The organism is Streptomyces sp. NPDC048171 (assembly GCF_043202655.1).
In the GTDB taxonomy this organism is placed as follows: Bacteria; Actinomycetota; Actinomycetes; order Streptomycetales; family Streptomycetaceae; genus Streptomyces.
Map to the genome: position 1 here is coordinate 356,801 of NZ_JBIDAU010000006.1, position 20,645 is coordinate 377,445.

General features: G+C 72.8%; 19 protein-coding genes. 6 read left to right on the forward strand and 13 right to left on the reverse strand.

What is annotated here, in order from left to right; translation table 11 throughout:
• Positions 1–32: 32 nt before the first annotated feature.
• The 4 genes from ACGF3J_RS19055 to ACGF3J_RS19070 form a co-directional block, all read right to left on the reverse strand.
• Positions 33–1,442: a phytoene desaturase family protein gene (locus ACGF3J_RS19055; protein WP_393854359.1), complete on the reverse strand. Its 1,410-nt coding sequence runs from the start codon at positions 1,440–1,442 to the stop codon at positions 33–35.
• Between the two features lie 168 nt (positions 1,443–1,610).
• Positions 1,611–2,456 (reverse strand): inositol monophosphatase family protein, encoded by an 846-nt coding sequence (locus tag ACGF3J_RS19060; protein WP_393854360.1) that lies wholly within the window; start codon positions 2,454–2,456, stop codon positions 1,611–1,613.
• 85 nt (positions 2,457–2,541) lie between these two features.
• Positions 2,542–4,395 (reverse strand): gamma-glutamyltransferase family protein, encoded by a 1,854-nt coding sequence (locus ACGF3J_RS19065; protein WP_393854361.1) that lies wholly within the window; start codon positions 4,393–4,395, stop codon positions 2,542–2,544.
• 365 nt (positions 4,396–4,760) lie between these two features.
• Complete coding sequence (locus ACGF3J_RS19070) at positions 4,761–4,907, reverse strand: hypothetical protein (protein ID WP_393854362.1); 147 nt, start codon at positions 4,905–4,907, stop codon at positions 4,761–4,763.
• A gap of 261 nt (positions 4,908–5,168) precedes the next feature.
• On the opposite strand from ACGF3J_RS19070, the gene ACGF3J_RS19075 reads away from it, so the two are divergent.
• On the forward strand, positions 5,169–5,672 hold the full coding sequence (locus ACGF3J_RS19075; RefSeq protein WP_393854363.1) for a lamin tail domain-containing protein: 504 nt from the start codon (positions 5,169–5,171) through the stop codon (positions 5,670–5,672).
• Positions 5,673–5,869: 197 nt separating this feature from the next.
• Here the strand turns inward: ACGF3J_RS19075 and dacB are convergent, their stop codons facing one another.
• The 7 genes from dacB to ACGF3J_RS19110 form a co-directional block, all read right to left on the reverse strand.
• Complete coding sequence (dacB, locus tag ACGF3J_RS19080; protein WP_393854364.1) at positions 5,870–7,225, reverse strand: D-alanyl-D-alanine carboxypeptidase/D-alanyl-D-alanine-endopeptidase; 1,356 nt, start codon at positions 7,223–7,225, stop codon at positions 5,870–5,872.
• Between the two features lie 174 nt (positions 7,226–7,399).
• Positions 7,400–8,722, reverse strand: a complete 1,323-nt coding sequence (locus ACGF3J_RS19085) for an MFS transporter (protein ID WP_393854365.1) — start codon at positions 8,720–8,722, stop codon at positions 7,400–7,402.
• Positions 8,719–9,525, reverse strand: a complete 807-nt coding sequence (locus ACGF3J_RS19090) for an ABC transporter ATP-binding protein (RefSeq protein ID WP_393854366.1) — start codon at positions 9,523–9,525, stop codon at positions 8,719–8,721. The genes ACGF3J_RS19085 and ACGF3J_RS19090 overlap by 4 nt, the downstream gene beginning before the upstream one ends.
• Positions 9,522–10,574, reverse strand: a complete 1,053-nt coding sequence (locus ACGF3J_RS19095) for a FecCD family ABC transporter permease (protein ID WP_393854367.1) — start codon at positions 10,572–10,574, stop codon at positions 9,522–9,524. Before ACGF3J_RS19095 ends, ACGF3J_RS19090 begins: the two co-directional genes overlap by 4 nt.
• Positions 10,571–11,614: a FecCD family ABC transporter permease gene (locus ACGF3J_RS19100; RefSeq protein WP_393854368.1), complete on the reverse strand. Its 1,044-nt coding sequence runs from the start codon at positions 11,612–11,614 to the stop codon at positions 10,571–10,573. The genes ACGF3J_RS19095 and ACGF3J_RS19100 overlap by 4 nt, the downstream gene beginning before the upstream one ends.
• Entirely contained in the window at positions 11,611–12,654 is a 1,044-nt protein-coding gene (locus tag ACGF3J_RS19105; RefSeq protein WP_393854369.1) for an iron-siderophore ABC transporter substrate-binding protein, read from the reverse strand. Before ACGF3J_RS19105 ends, ACGF3J_RS19100 begins: the two co-directional genes overlap by 4 nt.
• A 173-nt stretch (positions 12,655–12,827) precedes the next feature.
• Positions 12,828–13,598 (reverse strand): AraC family transcriptional regulator, encoded by a 771-nt coding sequence (locus ACGF3J_RS19110; protein WP_161329848.1) that lies wholly within the window; start codon positions 13,596–13,598, stop codon positions 12,828–12,830.
• Positions 13,599–13,695: 97 nt separating this feature from the next.
• Between ACGF3J_RS19110 and ACGF3J_RS19115 the strand changes: the two genes are divergently transcribed.
• Complete coding sequence (locus tag ACGF3J_RS19115; protein WP_161329847.1) at positions 13,696–14,760, forward strand: biotin/lipoate A/B protein ligase family protein; 1,065 nt, start codon at positions 13,696–13,698, stop codon at positions 14,758–14,760.
• 18 nt (positions 14,761–14,778) lie between these two features.
• Here the strand turns inward: ACGF3J_RS19115 and ACGF3J_RS19120 are convergent, their stop codons facing one another.
• Positions 14,779–15,456, reverse strand: a complete 678-nt coding sequence (locus tag ACGF3J_RS19120) for a response regulator (RefSeq protein WP_393854370.1) — start codon at positions 15,454–15,456, stop codon at positions 14,779–14,781.
• A complete protein-coding gene (locus ACGF3J_RS19125) occupies positions 15,453–16,565 on the reverse strand; it encodes a sensor histidine kinase (RefSeq protein WP_393854371.1) in 1,113 nt (370 codons plus the stop codon). The genes ACGF3J_RS19120 and ACGF3J_RS19125 overlap by 4 nt, the downstream gene beginning before the upstream one ends.
• Positions 16,566–16,731: 166 nt before the next feature.
• Here ACGF3J_RS19125 and ACGF3J_RS19130 point away from each other — a divergent pair, with 166 nt between their 5' ends.
• From ACGF3J_RS19130 to ACGF3J_RS19145, 4 genes are all read left to right on the forward strand, one after another.
• Positions 16,732–17,781, forward strand: a complete 1,050-nt coding sequence (locus ACGF3J_RS19130) for a carboxymuconolactone decarboxylase family protein (RefSeq protein ID WP_393854372.1) — start codon at positions 16,732–16,734, stop codon at positions 17,779–17,781.
• Positions 17,778–18,599: a class I SAM-dependent methyltransferase gene (locus ACGF3J_RS19135; RefSeq protein ID WP_393854373.1), complete on the forward strand. Its 822-nt coding sequence runs from the start codon at positions 17,778–17,780 to the stop codon at positions 18,597–18,599. The genes ACGF3J_RS19130 and ACGF3J_RS19135 overlap by 4 nt, the downstream gene beginning before the upstream one ends.
• 152 nt (positions 18,600–18,751) lie before the next feature.
• Positions 18,752–19,414: a hypothetical protein gene (locus ACGF3J_RS19140; RefSeq protein ID WP_161331056.1), complete on the forward strand. Its 663-nt coding sequence runs from the start codon at positions 18,752–18,754 to the stop codon at positions 19,412–19,414.
• Between the two features lie 361 nt (positions 19,415–19,775).
• Entirely contained in the window at positions 19,776–20,639 is an 864-nt protein-coding gene (locus tag ACGF3J_RS19145; RefSeq protein ID WP_393854374.1) for a CAP domain-containing protein, read from the forward strand.
• Positions 20,640–20,645: the final 6 nt, after the last annotated feature.

Here is a 20,645-nt window from a genome sequence, read left to right on the forward strand (position 1 = left end):
CCTTCCCGGTCGTCGGCGATTCCCGCGGGCCGTCATGTCTGCCGCAGCCTGCGCCACACGGCCCTGGCCGCGTTGTGGCCCGACATGCCGTGCACACCCGGGCCGGGCGGGGTGGCCGACGAGCAGATGAAGACGGCCGGGTGCGGGGTGGTGTACGGGGACAGGGAGAGCTTGGGGCGGAGCAGGAGCTGGAGGCCGGAGACCGCGCCGGAGGCGATGTCGCCGCCGACGTAGTTGGCGTTGCGGGCGGCCAGTTCGGGCGGTCCGGCGGTGGCGCGGGCGAGGACGCGGTCGCGGAAGCCGGGGGCGAAGCGCTCCAGTTGGCGTTCTATCGCGTCGGTCAGGTCGCCGGTCCAGCCGTTGGGGACGTGGCCGTACGCCCAGAAGACGTGCTTGCCGGCCGGGGCGCGGGTGGGGTCGGCGACGCTGGGCTGCACGGTGATGAGGAACGGCGCGTCGGGCGCGCGGCCCTCGCGGGAGGCGGCGTTCAGCGCGGCGCCGATCTCCGCGCTGTCGGCGCCGATCTGCACGGTGCCCGCGCGGCGCGGTGCCTCGGCGGTCCACGGCACGGGCCCGTCCAGCGCGTAGTCGATCTTGAAGACGCCGGGTCCGTACCGGTAGCCGGCGTAGTGGTTGCCGAGGCCGGCGATGCGGGCGAGGGCGGTGGGCGAGGTGTCGAAGACGTAGGCGCGGGCGGGCGGCAGGTCGTCGAGGCGCTTGACCACGTAGTCGGTGTGGACGGTGCCGCCGAGGTCTTCGAGGTGTCCGGCCAGGGCGTCGGAGATGGCCTGGGAGCCGCCGCGGGCCACGGGCCAGCCGCGGGCGTGCGCGGCGAGGGCGAAGACCAGGCCGATGGCGCCGGTGGCGAACCCGCCCAGCGGGGCCATGACGTGCGCGACGAGGCCCGCGAAGAGGGTCTTGGCCCGCTCGTCGCGGAAGCGGCGCATCAGCCACGTCGACGGGGGCAGCCCGACCAGGCCGAACCGGGCGAGGGTGACCGGGTCGCGGGGCAGCGCGGTCAGCGGCAGGGACATGAAGTCCCTGGCCAGGGTGTCCCACCGGGGCAGGAAGCGCTCGACCAGCCTGCGGTACGTGCCCGCGTCGCGCGCCCCGAAGGAGGCGGCGGTCTCGCCGACCGACCGGGACAGCACGGCGGCGGAGCCGTCGAGGAAGGGGTGCGCCATGGGCAGCGCGGGGTGCAGCCATTCCAGTCCGTACCGCTCCAGGGGGAGGTCGCGGAAGGCGGGCGAATTGATGCCGAGGGGATGCGCGGCGGAGCACGGGTCGTGCCGGAAGCCCGGCAGCGTCAGCTCCTCGGTGCGGGCCCCGCCGCCCACCGCGCCCTGCGCTTCGAAGACGGCGACCGAGAAACCCCGGCGGGCCAGCTCCACGGCAGCGGTCAGCCCGTTCGGCCCCGCACCCACTACGACCGCATCGAGCATCGACGGCACCTTCGGACCCCTTCGTCAGCCGATGGCAACTCCCGATCAGGATATGCCCGGGGTCCGACGGTCGGCGGTCGCGGGTGGGGCGGGCGGGGCAGGAGGCGAGAGGCGAGGGTGGGCCTCCGGTCGCCGGGCGCCGGGGGCGGGGCGCCCCCGGCGCCGGGATCAGGCTTCGCCGGACAGCAGCCCCACCACCCGGCGGGCCGTGGCCGCGTCGCGGGCCGCGGTGAACGGCAGGTCATTGCCACCGGTGATGCGGAAGGGTACGCCCGTACGGGTCAGGTGGACGCCGCCCGCCTCCTCGACCAGGAGCAGTCCGGCCGCGTGGTCCCAGGCGGCCTCCCACGAGAAGGCGGTGGCGTCGGACTCGCCGCGGGCGACCGCGAGGTACTCCAGACCGGCCGAGCCGCAGGCCCGCGGCGCGACACCCGGGGTGCGCAGGCCGAGCAGGTCGTGCTTCTGCTCGTCCGTCGTGTAGTCCGGGTGGGAGGTGGCGACGCGCAGGTCGCGGCCGGGCTCGGGCACGCCCGCGTACAGCCGCTCACCGTCCAGGTACGCGCCCCGGCCCCGTACGGCGGTGGCGAGCCGGTCGTCGGCCGCGGCGTAGGTCCAGGAGGCGTGCACGACTCCGTGCCGGGCGAGCGCGACCAGGGTGCAGAAGCCCCGCTCGCCGCGCACGAACTGCCGGGTTCCGTCGACCGGGTCGACGATCCACACCGGTGCGTCGCCCCGTATCGCCTCATAGGAGGCGGGGTTGGCGTGCACCGCCTCCTCGCCGACGACGACCGAGCCGGGCAGCAGGCCGGCGAGGGCGTCGGTGAGGTACAGCTCGGCCTTGCGGTCGGCGTCCGTCACCAGGTCGTGCGGGCCGGCCTTCTGGTCGACCTCGTCCGCCGCGAGCCGCCGCCAGCGCGGCATGATCTCCTGGGCTGCCGCCTTGCGGACGGCCTCCTCCACGTCGTCGGCGTGCCGGGCGAGAAACTCGTCGATGGTTTCGTTGTTCTCGATCATGGCTCCATGAGAGCACGTCCCACTGACAATCCCCGCCCGGGTGGTGTACTCCGGGTGGAATCGACACGAACATGAGGTGCGGGGGTCACCGGCCGACCGCGTACCCCTGCATGCCGCGCGGGTTCGCCGCGGCCGACAGCACGCCCGTCTCCGGGTCCCGCGCGACGGCGCACAGCCGGCCCTCCGACCAGGCGTCGCCCACCGTCACGTCGTGCCCGCGTTGCCGCAGCTCCGCCACCACCCCGGCCGGCATCCGGGACTCGACGGTGACGCTGCCGGCCCGCATGCCGCGCGGGAAGAAGGAACCGGGGAAGCCGTCGTTGTGCCAGTTCGGCGCGTCGATGGCGCCCTGGAGGTCGAGGCCGCCGCGGATCCGCGCGCGCAGGGCGACCGCCAGGAAGAAGTGCAGCTGCCACTGGTCCTGCTGGTCGCCGCCGGGCGTGCCGAAGGCCATGACAGGGACGCCGTCGCGCAGGGCGATGGAGGGCGTGAGGGTGGTGCGGGGGCGGCGGCCGGGGGTGAGCGAGTTGGGCAGGCCCTCCTCCAGCCAGGTCATCTGCAGCCGGGTGCCGAGCGGGAAGCCCAGTTCCGGCACGACGGGGTTGGACTGGAGCCAGCCGCCGCTGGGCGTGGCCGAGACCATGTTGCCCCAGCGGTCCACGATGTCGAGGTGGCAGGTGTCGCCGCGGGTGCCTCCGTCGGCGGCGACGTCCGGCTCTCCCGTGACCTCCGGTTCGCCCGGCACCGGGGAGGCCGGGCTCTTGGCGACCGTCGGCTCGCCGACCCCCAGGGCGTCGAAGCCCTCGGCCTCGTCCGCCGCCAGCAGCGCGTGGGCGCTGAGCCGTGGGGTGCGGCCGCCCGGAGCGCCGGGCCGCAGTTCGAAGGACGCCTTGTCTCCGACGAGGTCGCGCCGCTCGGCGTTGTACCCGGCCGAGAGCAGGTCGTCGAGCGGCACCCGCTCCGCGCCGTCGGCGTCGCCGTACCAGGCCTCCCGGTCCGCCATGGCCAGCTTGCAGCCCTCGACCAGCAGGTGGACGTAGTCGGCGGAGCCGTACGCGGGCAGTTCGGGCGGGAGCAGCGCCAGCTGCTGAAGGAGGACGGGCCCCTGGCTCCAGGGGCCGGCCTTGCACAGGGTCCAGCCGTTCCAGTCGTAGGTGGCGGGAGCCTCGTAGTGCGCGGACCAGCCGGCGAGGTCGGCGGCGGTCAGCGTGCCGGTGTGGCGTTCTCCGCTGGTGTCCGTGGTGGGCCGTTCGGCCTGTCGTACGAGGGCCTCGGCGATGAACCCGGAGCGCCAGACCTCCCGCGCGGCGTCGATCTCCGCCTCCCGGTCCCCCGCGCCGGCCGCCTCGGCGAGCAGCCGCTTCCAGGTGGCGGCGAGGGCGGGGTTGCGGAACAGCTCGCCGGGGCGGGGCGGTCGGCCGTCCGGCAGGTAGACCTCGGCCGAGGTCGTCCACTCCGTCTCGAACAGGTTCCGCACGGTCTCGACGGTCTCCGCGACGCGCTCCACGGGCGCGTGCCCGTGTTCGGCGTAGCCGATGGCGTACTTCAACACGTCGGCCAGGGGTTTGGTGCCGTGGTCGCGCAGCAGGAGCAGCCAGGCGTCGAAGGCTCCGGGCACGGCGGCGGCCAGGGGGCCGGTGCCGGGTACGAGGTCCAGACCGAGCCCCTTGTAGTGGGCGACCGTCGCTCCGGCGGGCGCGACGCCCTGCCCGCACAGCACCCGCACCTCGCCGCCCGCGGGCGCGAGCAGGATCGGCACCTCCCCGGCGGGCCCGTTGAGATGCGGCTCGACGACGTGCAGCACGAAGGCACCGGCCACGGCGGCGTCGTAGGCGTTGCCCCCGTCCTCGAGGACGGCCATGGCCGACTGCGAGGCCAGCCAGTGGGTGGAGGACACCATGCCGAAGGTGCCCTGGAGGGTGGGTCGGGTGGTGAACATCGGGCCTCGCACCTCGCTGTTTACGTGTCGCCGCCCGGATGTTGGGCGTTTGGGACAAGTTCCGGGGGAATCTCGGGAGTTTGCGTCAGCGGCTCCTCCGCCCGCTCCTCAGGAGGCTATCGACTGCCCTCCCCCCTTCTTCCTCCCCCTTCTTCCTCGCCTCCGCATGAAGTGGGCACAGTGGTCGAGGGTGATGGCAGCACCCTCGACCTCGACGAACTTCCCCGCCCCGAGCCGGAAATGCACGGACGCGAGGCCCTTCTGGCCGTCATCGAGCGAGTCCTCAGCGGACTGATGTGCCTCACGGAGCCTTCAACGGACCGGCGGGGCCGACCCGGCGAGAGCCTTCTCATGCTGTGCGGCGGTCAGTCGACGCACGAAGAGCTTCCCATCATCGCCCGCATGTTGAGCGATGCCGCGACGATCAGCAGATCAGCAACCATGACGACGCCAAGCAACGCGGTGACGGCGTGCGCGAGGCCGATCGGCGAGCGCAGCACGCGGCCGGGCACGGGCGGGTGCGGACTCGGCGTGGGTATCGACGCACACGTCATGCCGGCACGGGATCACGATGACGGACCGGAGTCTCGCCGTCGCCCGCGACGTGGCCCACCGCCACCGAGGCACTCTCCCCCCGCCCCCGAACCCTCCGACCGGCTCGGCGCCGCACCCGACGGCCTGGGCGGTCACAATTTCCTCACATGAGCACCATCTTATATTCACTCTGGATAGGCTCCGGGGGCTCCATTCGCACCACTGAGGGGGGATTCCTCATGCGCACCCGCCGCCTCATGACCGCTGCCTCCGCCATCACGGCCGTCACCGCGTTGGGTCTGGCCGCGGCCGCACCGGCACAGGCCGCCGAGTACTCCTCGGCCCTGAAGATCAAGGGCGTCCAGTACGACGCCCCCGGCCGGGACTCCAACAAGTGCTCCGGCGGCAACACCAGGAACGAGTACCTGACGATCAAGAACTACTCGAAGACGACGACCGTGAACCTGAAGGGCTACAAGGTCAAGGACGCCGTCGGCAACACGTTCACCTTCAGGAACAGCCACACGCTGCAGCCCGGGGATCTCGTCAGCCTGCGCGGCGGACGCGGCACCGACTCGGACGCCGGGAACGTCGTCTACCGCCAGAACTGCAACTTCATATGGAACAACGACAAGGACACCATCTACTTCTACAAGCCCACCGGGGCCCGTGCCGACGTCCACGCCTACACGAAGAAGGCCAACGACAAAGACGGCAACGGCTACATCACGTACCACGGCTGACCTGCCGCCACCTCGGTGGGAGCCGAGTGGGGAATCGGGGCTCTTGCCCGAAAGGTCATACGCCGTTGCACGCGCGACGCCGTTGACGGGCGTGGCCCCGAGTTTCCGGGTCCGCTCGTTTCTTCACCGAAACTCCGCACACGTCCGCCCGTGCGCCGCCGCCCGGCGACGCGCGGGCGGGCGTGTGGTGCGGGGTGTCAGGCCCAGCAGCCGTTCACCGTGGCGGCGAGGCCGTCCATGGCGTCCTTGATGTCGCTCGGGTCGGCCGACGAGTCGTTCTCGATGAAGGAGAAGATCCGCCACTCGCCGTCATCGGTCCGCGTGACACCGCTCAGGGCGATGGCGCCGGTCAGTGTGCCGGTCTTCGCCTGCACCTTGCCGACGGCGCACTTGGAGTCGGCGTCGTCGAAGCGGCCCCACTCCGGGCCGAGGCTGGCACCGGCCTCGCCGGCCACCGGCAGACCTTCCAGGATCGATCCGAGGGCCGGGGATTCCGTGATCGCGTCGAGGAGCTGCGCGAGGGTCGCGGCGGGGATGCGGTCGGCGCGGGAGAGGCCGCTGCCGTCGTACATCTCGAAGTTGTCGAGCGACACCCCGTACGAGCTGAGCACCTGGCGGACGAGTTCGGCGCCGCTCTCGAAGGTGGCCGGCTTCCCCAACTCCACCGCGGACATCCGCAGCAGGGTCTCGGCGATGTTGTTGTCGCTCGTCTTGAGCATCTTCTTGACGATTTCCGACAGCGGTGCCGACTTGTGCTGCGCCACCGGTACGTCGGACTGCTGTGCCTTCGCGCGGCCGACCTCGCCGTCGACGGTGACGCCCAGCGCGGCGAGCTTCTCGGCGAAGACCTTGCCGGCGTCGATCGCCGTGTCGTTCACCGCGGCGCCGTCCACGACGAGCGAGCGGACGGGTGCGACCTCGGTGGGGTAGTAGCCCTCGTTCCAGCCCTTGGCGAGGCTGGGTTCGGCGAACAGGCTGTCGTCCACCCGGACCTTGACGCCGGTCAGGCCCGCGGCCTTGAGCCCGTCGACGGCGGTCCTGGCCATCTCGGCCACGTCGTCGCTGGTGAGGGTGCGGTCACCGCCGCCGACGAGGGTGAGGGTGCCGTCGCCGTACACGACCTTCGTGGTGAACTCGTGGTTCGCGCCCAGCAGCGTCAGTGCGGTGGTCGCCGTGGCGAGCTTGGCGTTGGAGGCCGGCATGAGGGTGGTGGAGCCGTTGTGGTCCCACAGGGCGGTGTCCGAGTCGGCGTCGAGGACCACGCCGCTGACGTTCGCTCCCAGGCGCTCGTCGGCGACCCGCTCGTTGAGGTTCTTGACCAACTGGGCGTCGTCGGCGTCCAGGCCGTCGACCGCGATGCCCCGCGGTGCCGCGGCGCTGTCGTCGGCGGCGAAGGCCGAGGTTCCGGCCAGCGTGGCGGAGGCCACGGGCACGGCCATCGCGAGCACGAGGGCCCGTCGCGCGCCGATCCGGCCGGCTCTCGCCCGGCGGTGCCGGCGGCGTCCGCCCGGGGCGAAAGTGTTCGTGGGGGTTTCGTCTGGCGTACCAGTCATGAAGTGAATTCCAAGGATCGGGTACATCGTTCTGTGGGGGTGGAACGGCGGGCACGCTACCAGCCGTCAAGTAGGCGGCCTGAGCTGGAAATCATTGACTGTGAGCGTCCTGAAAAACTTCTCCGGGCAATTCCGCTGCCCCTTCGGGCAAGGGCGGCGGTTCATTCACTGTTGTCAGTGGTTCACGCCGGCCTCGTCGGTCCCCAAATCCGCAAGCGGTTCCAGCTGTTGACCGACGCCCTCGGCGGCCCGGCGGCGGGCGTCCGCGTCCGTTCGGGCGTCGTAGCTGATCAGCTTGGGCAGGGCGGCGGTGAGCAGGCCCACCGCGGCGACGCAGGCCAGGCCGCCGCTCCAGATCGCCGGACGCGCGCCGGTCCAGCCGGCCATCGCCCCGGCGCGGACCTGGCCGAGCTGCGGGCCGATGCTGTACGAGAGGACCTCGATGCCGGCGAGCCGCCCGCGCAGACGGTCGGGAATGGTCTGGTTCCAGATCGTCGAACGGCCCAGCCCGCTCAGCATGTCCCCCGCTCCCGCCAGCCCGAGGCACACCAGCACCAGCCAGACCTGCGAGGTCCAGCCGGCCGCCGCGACGGCCAGGCCCCACCCGGCGGCGCCGCACACCACCAGCAGCCCGTGCCGCCGGGTCCGGGACACCCAGCCGCTGGTCAGGCTGACCAGCAGCGAGCCCACCGCTCCCGCGGAGTACATCAGCCCGAGCGCCCACTCGGCGTCGAGGTCGTCGGCGAGGAAGGGGAAAATGGTGTTCGGAAAGGCGAAGAACATCGCCGCCAGGTCGATGGCGTACGTGCCGAGCAGCACCGGTCGCGACCACGCGTACCGCGCGCCTTCCGCGATGCCGCGCAGTGACGGCCTGGCGGCGTGCTCGGCGGGCGGCACGGGTGAGAGCCGACGGCACATCAGGACCGACCCGAGGAAGCAGGCCACGGTGGTGGCGTACGCCGGGACGTTGCCCGCGTAGGCCACCACTAGGCCGGCCAGCGCGGGACCGGCGATCGCGCCGGCCTGCCAGCGCAGTGCGTTCAGCGCGGCGGCCGCCGCCAGTTGGCCGTGCGGGACGATCCGGGCCAGCAACGAGTCCAGCGCGGGCCGCTGGAGTCCGGCCAGGGCGGCGACCCCTGCGGCCACCACGTACAGCGGCCACAGCATGGGCCGCGGCAGCATCGCGTTCACGAGCAGGACGACCGCCAGCAGGCCCAGTCCCGCCTCGGTCACCACGATGACCTTGCGCCGGTCCACCGCGTCGGCGAGTGCGCCGCCGTACAGCCCGAAGACGACCAGCGGTACGAGTTCGACGGCGCCCATGACGCCGACCGCGAGCGGGGATCCGGTCAGGTCCTTGATCTGGAGCGGCAGCGCGATCAGGGCCATGACGCTGCCGAGATAGGTGACCAGCCCCTGCACCCACAGGAGGCGGAAGTCCCGGGAGGTGCGCCAGGGGGCGAGGTCGGGAAGCAGGGCGGTGAGCTTCGGACTCATGACGCCGTCGAGTGGTGGCGGCCGATGGGCAGCACGAGGGGCCGGCCGGAGACCGGGTCCTCGATGACGCGGCTCTCCATGCCGTACACGGTCCTGACCGTGTCCTCGGTCATCACCTCCTCGGTGGTTCCGGCCGCGTGCAGCCGGCCGGAGGCCAGGGCGATGAGCCGGTCGGCGTAGCGGGCGGCCAGGTTGAGGTCGTGCAGGACCATGACGATCGTGGTGCCGCGGGTCCGGTTCAGGTCGGTCAGCAGGTCGAGCACCTCGATCTGGTGGCTGATGTCGAGGAACGTGGTGGGTTCGTCGAGCAGCAGCAGGTCGGTCTGCTGGGCCAGCGCCATCGCGATCCACACCCGTTGGCGCTGGCCGCCGGAGAGTTCGTCGACCGAGCGGTCCACCAGGTCCGCGGTGTGCGTGGCCTCGAGCGCGGCGGCGACCGCCGCGTCGTCCTTGGCCGTCCACCGCGCGAAGGCCCGCTGGTGCGGATGACGGCCCCGGCCCACCAGGTCGAGGACGGTGATGCCCTCGGGGGTGACCGGCGACTGGGGCAACAGGCCCAGGGTGCGGGCGAGTTCCTTGGCGGGGGTGCGGTGCACCTCCCTGCCGTCCAGGACGACGCGGCCCGCGCGGGGGACGAGCAGCCGGGACATGGCGCGCAGCAGGGTCGACTTGCCGCAGGCGTTGGCGCCGACGATCACCGTGACGCGCCCGGCCGCGAGGGTCAGGTCCAGGCCCTCGATGACGGCACGGTCGCCGTAGCCGAGCGTGAGGTCCTCGGTGGAGAGGGTGTGGGACGCGGTCACAGTGAGCCTCCGGCCCGGTTGGTGCGGACGATCAGGTAGACGAGGTAGGGGGCGCCGAGGACGCCGGTGACGACGCCCACCGGGTAGCGGGTGTCGAAGGCGTACTGGCCGGTGAAGTCGGCCACCAGCACGAGCAGGGACCCGACCAGCCCGGCGGGCACCAGCAGGGAACCTCCGGTGCCGACCAGCCGGGCGGCGATCGGACCGGAGAGGAAGGCGACGAAGGCGATCGGTCCGGCGGCCGCCGTCGCGAACGCGATCAGCCCCACGGCCGCCACGATCACCGTGACACGGGTGCGCTCCACCCGGACGCCGAGCGCGGAGGCCGTGTCGTCCCCGAGGCTCAGCGCGCTCAGGTTGCGGGCCTGGGCGAGCAGCACCGGGCCGAGCACCAGCAGGGCGACGACCGTGGGCACGGTCTCTTGCCAGGTGGTGCCGTTGAGGCTGCCCGTGAGCCAGCGCATCGCCTCCTGGAGGTCCCACTCGGCGGCCTGCGACAGGACGTAGGAGGTGACGCTGTCGAGCAGCGCGGCGACACCGATGCCGATGAGGATGAGCCGGGTGCCGGCGACCCCGTCGCGGAACGCGAGCGTGTACACGAGCAGCGCCACCCCGAGCGCGGCGGCGATCGCGAGGACCGACACCGCGGTCCCGCTCAGGGAGAGGATCACGATGGCGATGGCCGCCGCGGCGCTCGCGCCCGCGCTGATGCCGATGACGTCGGGGCTGGCCAGCGGGTTGCGGAGCATCGTCTGGAAGGTGACACCCGCCATGCCGAAGCTGAATCCGGCGGTCAGGGCGAGCACCGCGCGGGGCAGCCGCAGCCTGCCGACGGTGAAGGACGCGCCCGGCACCTCCTCCCCCATGACCACGCGCAGCACGTCGTGGGCGGGGTAGAAGGTGTGTCCGGCCATGAGGGTGGTGGCGAACGCGGCGGCGACGAGCAGCAGCAGGGCCAGGACGAGCAGCCGCCGCCGGTACGCGCCGCGGATCCGGGCGCGGGTGACGGTCCGCAGCGCGGACGGGACGCTCGCGGCAGGGGCGCTCACAGGGATCTGACCTTCTGTCGGCGGACGATGTGGATGAAGAAGGGGGCGCCGATGACCGCGGTCAGGATGCCGACGTCGATCTCGGCCGGCCGGGCCACGATCCGTCCCACCACGTCCGCGGCCGTGAGGAGCACGGCCCCGCCGAGTGCGGAGAACGGCAGCAGCAGGCGGTGGTCGACGCCCACCAGGAGCCGGCAGGTGTGGGGTACGACGAGGCCGACGAAGGCGATGGGTCCGGCGACGGCGGTGGACGCGCCGCACAGGACGACCGCACCGAGCGCGGTGGTGGCCCGCACGAGCGCCACGCGTTCCCCGAGTCCGGCGGCCAGGTCGTCGCCCAGCGCCAGCGAGTTGAGGGCCCGCGCGGAGGCGAGGCAGAGCACGAAACCTACGGCGAGGAACGGCAGCACCGTGCCGAGCTGAGCGTAGGACGCACCTCCGACGCCGCCGATCTGCCACAGCCGGAAGGTGTCGGAGATGTCGTTGCGCGGCAGTACGACGGCGGTGACCAGGGAGGCGAGCGCGGCCGAGATGGCGGCACCGGCGAGGGCCAGTTTCAGCGGGGTGGCCCCACCGCGGCCCAGCGAGCCGACGGCGTACACGAACCCGGCGGTCAGCGCCGCCCCGGTCATCGCCACCCAGATGTACCCGGACACCGACGCGAGGCCGAAGTGGGCCATGGCGATCACCACGGCCAGCGAGGCGCCCATGTTGACGCCGAGGATGCCGGGGTCGGCGAGCGGGTTGCGGGTGACGCCCTGCATGACCGCGCCGGCCAGCGCGAGGGCGGCGCCGACCGTGACGGCGAGGAGGGTGCGCGGTACGCGTTTGGCGACCGCCGCCTCCTCCAGGGTGTGTTCCGCCCCGCCGAGCGCCGACCACACGTCGGACCAGGCGACGTCGCGGGAGCCGAGGGCGAGGGAGGCGGTCATCACGGCGAGCAGGACCGCGGCGAGCGCCAGGAACCAGATCACGCGGACGCGCGCCGGACGCCGCACCGGGACGGCGTTCGACGCGCGCGGGGTGTCGGTGACGGTCACGCGGCCTTGTCCGCGGCCGCGGCGAGCGCCTTCACGTAGTCGTCCAGGACGTACGGGATGGACAGCGGGGTCGGGTTCGCGGCGGTCGCGAGGGGGGTGGTGCCGGGCAGCAGGTAGACGGAGCCCTGCTTGACGGCGGTGAGCTTCGAGGTGAGCGGGTCGTTCTTGAGGGCCTTCAGCAGTTCGCCCTTGTCGTCGCCGTAGCCGGTGACGACGTCGACGTCGTTGAAGTCGTCGATGCGCTCGGCGCTCTTGCTGAGCACGAACTTCTTGGTGTCCTCGGACGGCTCGGAGATGCTGGCCGGGATCTTCATGCCGAGGTCGGTGAAGAACTGGGTGCGGGTGTCGTGGGTGGTGTAGAAGCCGACCTCGCTGACGTCCTTGGAGGACACGTGGGTCATGAACATCGCCGACTTGCCCTTGATCTGGGGGTACTTGGCGACGGTCTTCCCGATCCGCCCCTCCAGGTCGGCGATCAGCTCGTCGCCCTCGTCGGCCATGCCGATGGCCTTGCTGTTGAGCCGGATGATGTCGCGCCACGGGGTGGCCCAGGCGGCCTCGGGGTAGGCGACGACGGGCGCGATCTGGCTGAGGGTCTCGTAGTCCTGCGCGGTCAGTCCGGAGTACGACGCCAGGATGACGTCGGGCCTGGTGTCGGCGACGGCCTCGAAGTCGATGCCGTCGGTCTCGTCGAACAGGACGGGCGTCTTGGCACCGAGTTCCTTGAGCCGGTCCTCGGTCCAGGGCAGTACGCCGTCCGCGTCGTCGTCGCCGAAGTTGGCCTTGGCCATGCCGACGGGGACGACGCCGAGGGCGAGCGGCACCTCGTCGTTGGCCCAGTTGACGGTGGCGACGCGCTTCGGCTTGTCGGGGATGACGGTGGTGCCGAGCGCGTGCTTGATGCTCACGGGGAACCGGCCGGAGCCGTCGGTGCCGGCGGCGGCGCTGTCGTCCTTGGTGTCGTCCTGGCCGCCGCAGGCGGTGAGACCGAACAGGAGGGCCGCCGCGAGGGCGAGCACGCGAAGGCGGGGTGTTCTCATCGACCCGGGTTTCACTCTCAATGGGAAGGTGGGCAGGAAGTTAGGTAAGGCTTACCTGCATAGATTAGAGAGCGGATGTGCGCGCATCAATCGAGACTTTTCGACAGCCCTTGTAGCGATCGGGACACTCGGCGCGTTCCTGCGTCGCCTTCCCCCGGCGTTCCCCGGCGCCGTCAGCCCGCCCGGAACCTGCCCGGCGTGGTGCCGGTGGTCCGCCGGAAGGCGGCGCCGAAGGCACTGGCCGAGTGGTAACCGACCGCGTCGGCCACCACGTCCACCTCGAAGCCCTGGGAGAGCAGCTGCACGGCGTGCTGGGCCCGCACCGAGGCGACCCACCGGGCGAAGCTGGTGCCGGTCTCGGTCCGGAACGCCCGGGTCAGGGTGCGGGCGCTGCACCCGAGGGCGGTGGCCCAGCCGGTGAGCGTCCGCTGGTGGGCCGGGTCCGCGCGGACCGCGTCCACGATCGGCCGCAGCAACTCCGACGTGGGCAGCTGCACCAGCAGGGCGCGGGGCGAGGGCCGCAGGACGTCGAGGACCATGGCCTCGGTCACGGCCCGGGAGCGCGCGGACAGCTCGGGTTCCTCGAGCCGCTCCAGGAGGAGCCGGAGCAGCGGGGTGATGTCCACGGCGACCGGCACGTCGGGCAGCGCCGACTCGGTGCCGTGCCGGAAGAAGTGGGCGCGGTAGGAGGTGCCCGCGACCGCGGACGCGGAGTGCAGCTGTCCGGCGGGCATCCAGAGCCCCAGCGTCGGCGTGATGCACCACACCTGGGTGCCGACCACGGCGGTGGACGCGCCGCGCTCGTTCCACAGCAGCTCGTGCCACGGGTGGGAGTGCTCGTTCCAGGCCGTGTCGGCGGCCACGACCTCCTCGTACCCCTTGATCACGAAGGAGACGTCGACCTCGCCGGCGGCGAGCGTCGGCAGTTCCCTGGTCACGCGCATGCGGCCAGGCTAACCGGGCCCCGGACCGGCCCGGCACGCGGTGGGAACACACCGGTCGGCCGGGCTGTTGCCCCGGATGCGGAACGGAGGCGCGACGGTGCACGGTGAATACAAGATCCCCGGCGGCAAGCTGGTCGTGGTGGACGTCGAGACCGAGGACGGCGTGCTGCGGCACGTGCGGGTGGCCGGTGACTTCTTCCTCGAACCGGACGAGGCCCTGGAGGCTGTGAACCGGGCGCTGGAGGGCGCACCGGTGGCGACCGACGCGGCGGGGCTCGCCGCGCGGATCGAGGCGGCGCTGCCCGAGGGCACCGTGATGTACGGGCTGACCTCCGAGGGCGTGGCGGTCGCCGTGCGCCGGGCGCTCGCGCACGCCACGGACTGGACGGACTACGACTGGCAGCTGATCCACGAAGGGCCCGAGTCCCCGGCCCTGCACATGGCTCTGGACGAGGTACTGACCGCCGAGGTCGCCGCGGGCCGGCGCCCGCCTACGCTGCGGGTGTGGGAGTGGGGCGCCCCGGCAGTGATCATCGGGAGTTTCCAGTCGCTGCGCAACGAGGTGGACGCCGAGGGCGCCGCACGCCACGGCATCGAGGTGGTGCGCCGGATCTCGGGCGGCGGCGCCATGTTCGTCGAGCCCGGCAACACCATCACGTACTCCCTCTCGGTGCCGGACGCGCTGGTGCAGGGGCTCTCCTTCCAGGACAGCTACGCCTACCTCGACGACTGGGTGCTGGGGGCGCTCGGCGAGATGGGGATCCGCGCCTGGTACCAGCCGCTGAACGACATCGCCACCGACCAGGGCAAGATCGCCGGCGCCGCCCAGAAGCGCGTCGTCGGCCCCGGAGGCGGTCCCGGCGCCGTGCTGCACCACGTGACCATGTCCTACGACATCGACGCGGACAAGATGCTGGAGGTGCTGCGCATCGGGCGGGAGAAGATGTCCGACAAGGGCATCCGGAGCGCGAAGAAGCGGGTGGACCCGTTGCGCCGGCAGACCGGGCTGGCGCGCGAGGACGTGATCGGGCGGATGATCGCCTCCTTCGGCGCACGGTACGGGCTGAGCCGGGGCAAGGTGACCGACGACGAGATGGCCCGGGCCCGGGAGCTGGCGGAGACGAAGTTCTCCTCCCCGGAGTGGACCGCGCGAGTGCCCTGACGGGCGGGGGCCCCAGGGCTAACGGATGCCGCCCCGGGCCGTGACCATGCCCGACTCGTAGGCGAACACCACGAGTTGGGCCCGGTCCCGGGCTCCCAGCTTGGTCATCGCCCGGCTGATGTGGGTCTTGGCGGTGAGCGGGCTGATCACCATGTGCGCGGCGATCTCCTCGTTGCTCAGGCCGCGGGCGGCCAGCGCGGTGACCTCGCGTTCGCGACGGGTGAGGCAGTCCAGGCCGGGGGCGGTGGAGCGGTCCGGGGGACGCGCGACGAACTCACCGATGAGGGTGCGGGTGACCGACGGGGAGAGTAGTGCCTCGCCGCGCGCGACCACCTGGATGGCCTGGAGCAGGTCGGCCGGCTCCGTGTCCTTCAGCAGGAAGCCGCTCGCGCCCGCGCGCAGGGCCTCGAAGACGTACTCGTCCAGGCCGTAGTTGGTGAGGATGACCACGCGGACGGCGGCGAGGGCGGGGTCGGCGGCGATGCGGCGGGTCGCCTCGATGCCCGTCATCACCGGCATCTGCACGTCGACCAGGGCCACGTCGGGCACCTGCTCGCGCACCAGCGCCACACCCTGCTCGCCGTCGGCGGCCTCACCGACCACCTCGACGCCGTCCTCCGCGTCGAGGAGCGCGCGGAACCCGGCCCGCATCAGCGCCTGGTCGTCGACGAGCGCCACGCGCAGGACGTCACTCATACCGTCTCCCCCATCGGCAGCCTGGCGCGCACCGCGAAGCCGCCCTCCGCGCGCGGGGCGGCGCGCAGAGTGCCGCCCAGCGCCGTGACCCGCTCGCGCATGCCGGTCAGCCCGGTGCCCGGCGCCGGCGGGCGGGCCGGGTCGGCGGCTCCGTCGTCGTCCACGTCTATCGTCAACTCCCCGTCCCCGCACCCGCCGTAGTCGATGCGCACCGTGATCTTCGCCGGGCCCGCGTGCCGGGCCGCGTTGGTGAGGGCCTCCTGGACGATGCGGTAGACGGCCCCGTCCACCGCCCGCGGCAGCGGGCGCTCGTCGCCGGTGACCGTCAGGTCGACGGCCAGTCCGGCCGCGCGGGCCCGCTCCACGAGCAGCGCCGGGCTGCCGGACGGCTCGTCGGCGCGCAGCACCTGGAGGGCCGAGCGCAGTTCGCGCATCGCCTCGCCGCTTGCCTCCTGGATGGCGAGCAGCGCGGGCGGCACCTCCTCGCCGCGCTTGCGGGCCAGATGGACGGCCACGCCCGCCTGGAGCTTCACGATGGAGATGCTGTGGGTCAGCGAGTCGTGCAACTCCCGGGCGATGCGGAGGCGTTCCTCACCGGCCCGGCGCAGGGCCGCCTCCTCGCGGGTGCGCTCGGCCTCCTGGGCGCGTTGTTCGGTCTGGCGCAGATACGCCTGCCAGTTGCGGTCGGCCAGGCCCGTCACCACCGCGCACAGGAACCAGCCGGCGAGCAGTCCGGCCCGCTCGGCCACCTCCTGCGGGCCGGGCCCGGTCGCCACGTACCCCGCGAGGAACACCGTACTGGCGGCTGCCGCGAGGCCCCGGTGGCCGACCCGGGCTGCGGTGTGCACGGCGCCGAGGACGGGCAGCGCGGAGAGCGGCCCGGGGTGCGCGTGGACGACGTACGCCGTGCCGAGGAGCGTGGCAGCGGCCAACACCGCGCGCGGGGCGGCGCGGTGGAGGGCCAGGGAGGCCGACGCGAGGGCGATGAGCGTGAGGTCGAGCGCGTCCGTGCCGTCGTCGAAGGCGGCGACGCCCATGCCGAGGGCGCCGACCACGGCCGCCAGGACCACGTCGGCGAGCACCCTGCGGTCGACCTGACGCCCACTCATGCCCGCAGACTAGACCGGCCCGCCGACAGCCGCATCGGCCCTGTGGACGGCCCCCGGACTACTCCCGGCGAAGTAGTGCGCCCGGTGAGCGCGACCGTCGGCGCAGTGCGGACCGTATCCGCCCGGACGACGACCACGGGGGGTCCCGCGGCGCAGGCTGCTGTGCATGCCCACACCCTTCCGTCACACCGAACCGCCGTCGCCGAAGGCGGCCACCGGCCGCGTCGCCGAGGCCTACGCCCAGATGGCGCGGGACTTCGGTATCGCCGAACCCTCCACCTTCGTGGTCCTCGCCTCCGCCCCCGCCCTGCTCGCCCCCGCGTGGGCGCTGATGCGCGAGTCCCTGATCGCCGGCCCCGGCGACCGGACCGGCAAGGAGGTCGCGGCGTTCGGGGTGTCGTCGGCCAACAAGTGCCCGTTCTGCGTGGACGCGCACACCGTCCTGCTGCACGCCACCGGCGACCACGCACTGGCCGAGCGGCTGGCCCGGGGCCTGGAACCGGAGGACGAGCGGCACGCGCGCGTACTGGACTGGGCGCGGCGCACCCGCGAGCCGGGGGCGGCGCGGGAGCCGTACCCGTTCCCGCGCGCGGAGGCGCCCGGCTATCTGGGCACCGTGCTGGCCTTCCACTTCATCAACCGGGTGGTGTCCGCGCTGGTGACCGAGAACCTGCTCCCGGCCGACGCGCAACGGCTGCGTCCGGTGCGGAGCCTGGCGGGCCGGTCGCTGTCGCGCACCGTGCGCCGGATCGCCGCACCCGGGGCCTCGCTTCCCCTGCTCGACGATCCCGGGCCGGGGCCCGAGTGGGCCGCGGGCACACCGGTGGGCCCGGCGTACGCGGCGCTGCGCACCGCCGCGCTGTCCGGCGCGGGCCTCCTGGACACCGACGACCAGGCCCTCGTGCACCGGACCCTGGACGCCTGGGGCGGGGCCCATCCGCCCCTCGCGCCCGACCCGTTCCCGGACCGGCGGACCCGGCCCGGGGCGCGGCTGGCGCTGCTGGCCGCCTGCGCGCCGTACCGGATCACGGACGCGGACGTGGCGGCGTGGCGCCGGCCCGAGCACACCGACCACTGCCTGGTGCACCTCGTCGCGTACGGCGCCTTCGCCGCCGTGGACCGCGTGGAGCGCGGACTGTCCGCGCCCGCCGCCCGTCCCGGCCTCCGCCCGACCGCTCCTTCCGCCCCAGCTTCCTCCTCGAAGGAGAACTCATGACCCTCGTCGCCAACTCCCGCCAGGCCGAGGCCTGGAACGGCCCCGTAGGCGCCCACTGGGCCACCCACCAGGCCCGTTACGACACGATGCTGGCCGGGGTGAACGAGGCCCTGTTCGGCGCGGCGGCCGTCGCGCCCGGCGACCGGGTCCTCGACGTCGGCTGCGGGGCGGGCGCGACGACCCGGATCGCGGCGCGGCTCGCCGCCCCCGGGCACGCCGTAGGCGTCGACATCTCGGCGCCCCTGCTGGAGCGGGCCCGCGCGAGTACGGCGGCCGAGGGGGTCGCGAACGCGGCGTACGAGTGCGCCGACGCTCAGGTGCACCCCTTCCCGGCGGGCGCCTACGACGTGGTCGTCAGCAGGGGCGGGGTGATGTTCTTCGAGGACCACGCCGCCGCCTTCCGCAATCTCGCGCGGGCCCTGCGTCCCGGCGGCCGGCTCGCGTTCGTCTGCCCGCAGCCGCCGGGACCGCACTCGCCGGAGGCCCGGACGCTCGCGCTGTTCGCCCGGCTCGTAGACGAGGAGCCCGGTGCCGAAGCGGTCGCCGCGCGGACCGCGATGGCCTCGCTGTCCGACCCGGACCGCCTCCGGGAGGTCCTCGCCGGGTACGAGGAGGTGACGGTGGATCCGGTCACCGTGGAGGCCGTCTGGGGCCGCGACGTCCCGGACGCCGTCGAGTTCCTGCTCTCGCGCTACCCGGGCCGCCCGCTCCCCGCGGGCCGCCTGGCCGAACTGGAGGCGGCCCTGCGCCCGTACGCCACCGACAGCGGCGTCCGCATGCGGGCGGGGGTGTGGTTGGTGACAGCGGTCCGCCCTTGAGGCGAACGCGCCCCCGGCGGCGCCGGTCCGTCTGCGTCACCGCCCGGCCACGCACCGAGTTCGGGCTTCCGCCCCACAGGGAGTCGTGTGAGACTGACGTCCCGTCCGCAGTGCGGACCCCCCTCCGCACCATCCCCCACGAGAAGTGCGCCGTGCGTTCTCTTCCCCTGCCGCTCGCCCTGACCGCGCGTCTGGCGCCCGTCGCCGTGCTCGCCACGGCGGGCTGGGCGCTGTCGTCCGGGCCGGACACCTCACCGGCCGCGACGGACAAGACGCCGCCCGACACCGCCGAGCGGTCCGCCTCCGCGCCGGCCACGGAGGCCGAGACCAAGACGTACGCCACCGCCCCCGCGCCGTGCGGGAGCCTGGCCACGAAGACGGTCGCCTCGCTGGTGCCGGGCGCCAAGGCGGCCGGCAAGGAGATCCCCTCGACCGACACGGACGTGCGCCGCACCTGTTCGTGGAACGCGCTCAAGGGATACGACTACCGCTGGCTCGACGTCTCCTTCGAGGTGATGGCGTCAGACGAGGCGGCGCAGAAGTCGTACAAGGAGCGGGTCGCCGACCGCAGCGGGGGCGGCGAGGTCCCGGGGCTCGGTGACGGCGCCTACTCGGTGGTGAACCTGACCACCGAGGACAAGCAGCAGACGCGCGAGGGCACCGTGCTGGTCCGCGCGTCCAACGCGCTGGTGATGATCACGTACAACGGCAGCGACTTCGAGTCCAAGAAGGCGCCGTCCTCGGACACCATCAACAAGGGCGCCATCAAGGCGGCCAAGGAAGCCGTGGCGGCCCTGTCCAACGGGCAGGACTGAACCGGAATACGCGGTTCCGTGACATCCGTCACGTCGCCAACCGATCTCCGCGGGCACCTTAGTAGACACCTCCTCCGCGACAAATAGGACTTTGTCCGGCTTGCCGCAGGTGCGGTACGGGCCAGCGGGAGTGGTGGTCCAGACCATGCGGGAGAGTGCGCGGTTCGTCGCGCACGGCGGTCTTCTGACGAGGCGGCAGGTGTCACCGGTCGCCGATCGGGACCGGGCCTGCACGCCCGACCGTCCGCCGCAAGTACCGAGCCCGCCTACTAAGCGCAATAGTAGAAGGGCCCTTTGCCCCTGCAACGACCCGTCCCAAGAATGACCAACCTCAGGATGTCGCCACCGAGTGAGGTCACGCATGGGAAAGCATCGCCACCAGCAGCACTACCGGCGGCCGGTCGTCGCGGCACTGGTTGCGGGGGCCATCGGCATACCCTCCGTCGCCCTGGCCTGTTCCGACTGGCCCGGCGGCGAGGAGCAGGAGCTGCAGAGCACCGCCGCCTCGACCACGGCCAAGGACAGGTGGGGCGACGCGAACTGGTACCGGGAGTGGAGCAGCCGGCAGAGCGGTGAGCCCTCGGCGGCACCGTCGACGAAGCCGACCGCCACCAAGCCGGCCACACCCGAGCACCAGGACGCCGAACCGACACACAAGCGGCACAAGCAGCACAAGCAGCGGTCGACGGCCACCCCCAAGGCTCCCGCCGCCAAGCCCTCCGACGGCGGCTCCAAGCCTTCCACCGGCTCCTCCAAGCCCACGGCCGACGCCTCCAAGCCCGCCACCACGAAGCCCACCCCCTCGGCCCCCGCGTCCCCGAGCACCCCGCCGGCCACCACCCCGGCCTCCGGTGACGTCGCCAGGGTCGTGGAACTCGTCAACGCCGAGCGGAGCAAGGCCGGCTGCTCCCCGGTGACGGTGAACTCCGCCCTGACCAAGGCCGCGCAGGCACACAGCGAGGACATGGCGGCCACCGGCACCATGTCGCACTCCGGCTCGAACGGATCGTCCCCGGAGGACCGCATCACCAATGCCGGGTACAACTGGAGCACCTACGGCGAGAACGTCGCGTACGGCTACGAAACACCCGAAAAGGTGATGGCGGGCTGGATGTCCAGCCCCGGCCACAAGGAGAACATCCTCAACTGCGACTTCAAGGAGATCGGCGTCGGCCTCGCGCAGCCCGGCTCCTACTGGACCCAGGACTTCGGCACGGCCCGCTAGGCGAGC

Excerpts from the sequence above, each read along its gene's own strand:
- ACGF3J_RS19055 (WP_393854359.1), bottom strand. The coding sequence starts at position 1,442 with ATGCTCGATGCGGTCGTAGTGGGTGCGGGGCCGAACGGGCTGACCGCT.
- ACGF3J_RS19060 (WP_393854360.1), bottom strand. The coding sequence starts at position 2,456 with ATGATCGAGAACAACGAAACCATCGACGAGTTTCTCGCCCGGCACGCC.
- ACGF3J_RS19065 (WP_393854361.1), bottom strand. The coding sequence starts at position 4,395 with ATGTTCACCACCCGACCCACCCTCCAGGGCACCTTCGGCATGGTGTCC.
- ACGF3J_RS19075 (WP_393854363.1), top strand. The coding sequence starts at position 5,169 with ATGCGCACCCGCCGCCTCATGACCGCTGCCTCCGCCATCACGGCCGTC.
- dacB (WP_393854364.1), bottom strand. The coding sequence starts at position 7,225 with ATGACTGGTACGCCAGACGAAACCCCCACGAACACTTTCGCCCCGGGC.
- ACGF3J_RS19085 (WP_393854365.1), bottom strand. The coding sequence starts at position 8,722 with ATGAGTCCGAAGCTCACCGCCCTGCTTCCCGACCTCGCCCCCTGGCGC.
- ACGF3J_RS19105 (WP_393854369.1), bottom strand. The coding sequence starts at position 12,654 with ATGAGAACACCCCGCCTTCGCGTGCTCGCCCTCGCGGCGGCCCTCCTG.
- ACGF3J_RS19110 (WP_161329848.1), bottom strand. The coding sequence starts at position 13,598 with ATGCGCGTGACCAGGGAACTGCCGACGCTCGCCGCCGGCGAGGTCGAC.
- ACGF3J_RS19120 (WP_393854370.1), bottom strand. The coding sequence starts at position 15,456 with ATGAGTGACGTCCTGCGCGTGGCGCTCGTCGACGACCAGGCGCTGATG.
- ACGF3J_RS19125 (WP_393854371.1), bottom strand. The coding sequence starts at position 16,565 with ATGAGTGGGCGTCAGGTCGACCGCAGGGTGCTCGCCGACGTGGTCCTG.
- ACGF3J_RS19130 (WP_393854372.1), top strand. The coding sequence starts at position 16,732 with ATGCCCACACCCTTCCGTCACACCGAACCGCCGTCGCCGAAGGCGGCC.
- ACGF3J_RS19135 (WP_393854373.1), top strand. The coding sequence starts at position 17,778 with ATGACCCTCGTCGCCAACTCCCGCCAGGCCGAGGCCTGGAACGGCCCC.
- ACGF3J_RS19145 (WP_393854374.1), top strand. The coding sequence starts at position 19,776 with ATGGGAAAGCATCGCCACCAGCAGCACTACCGGCGGCCGGTCGTCGCG.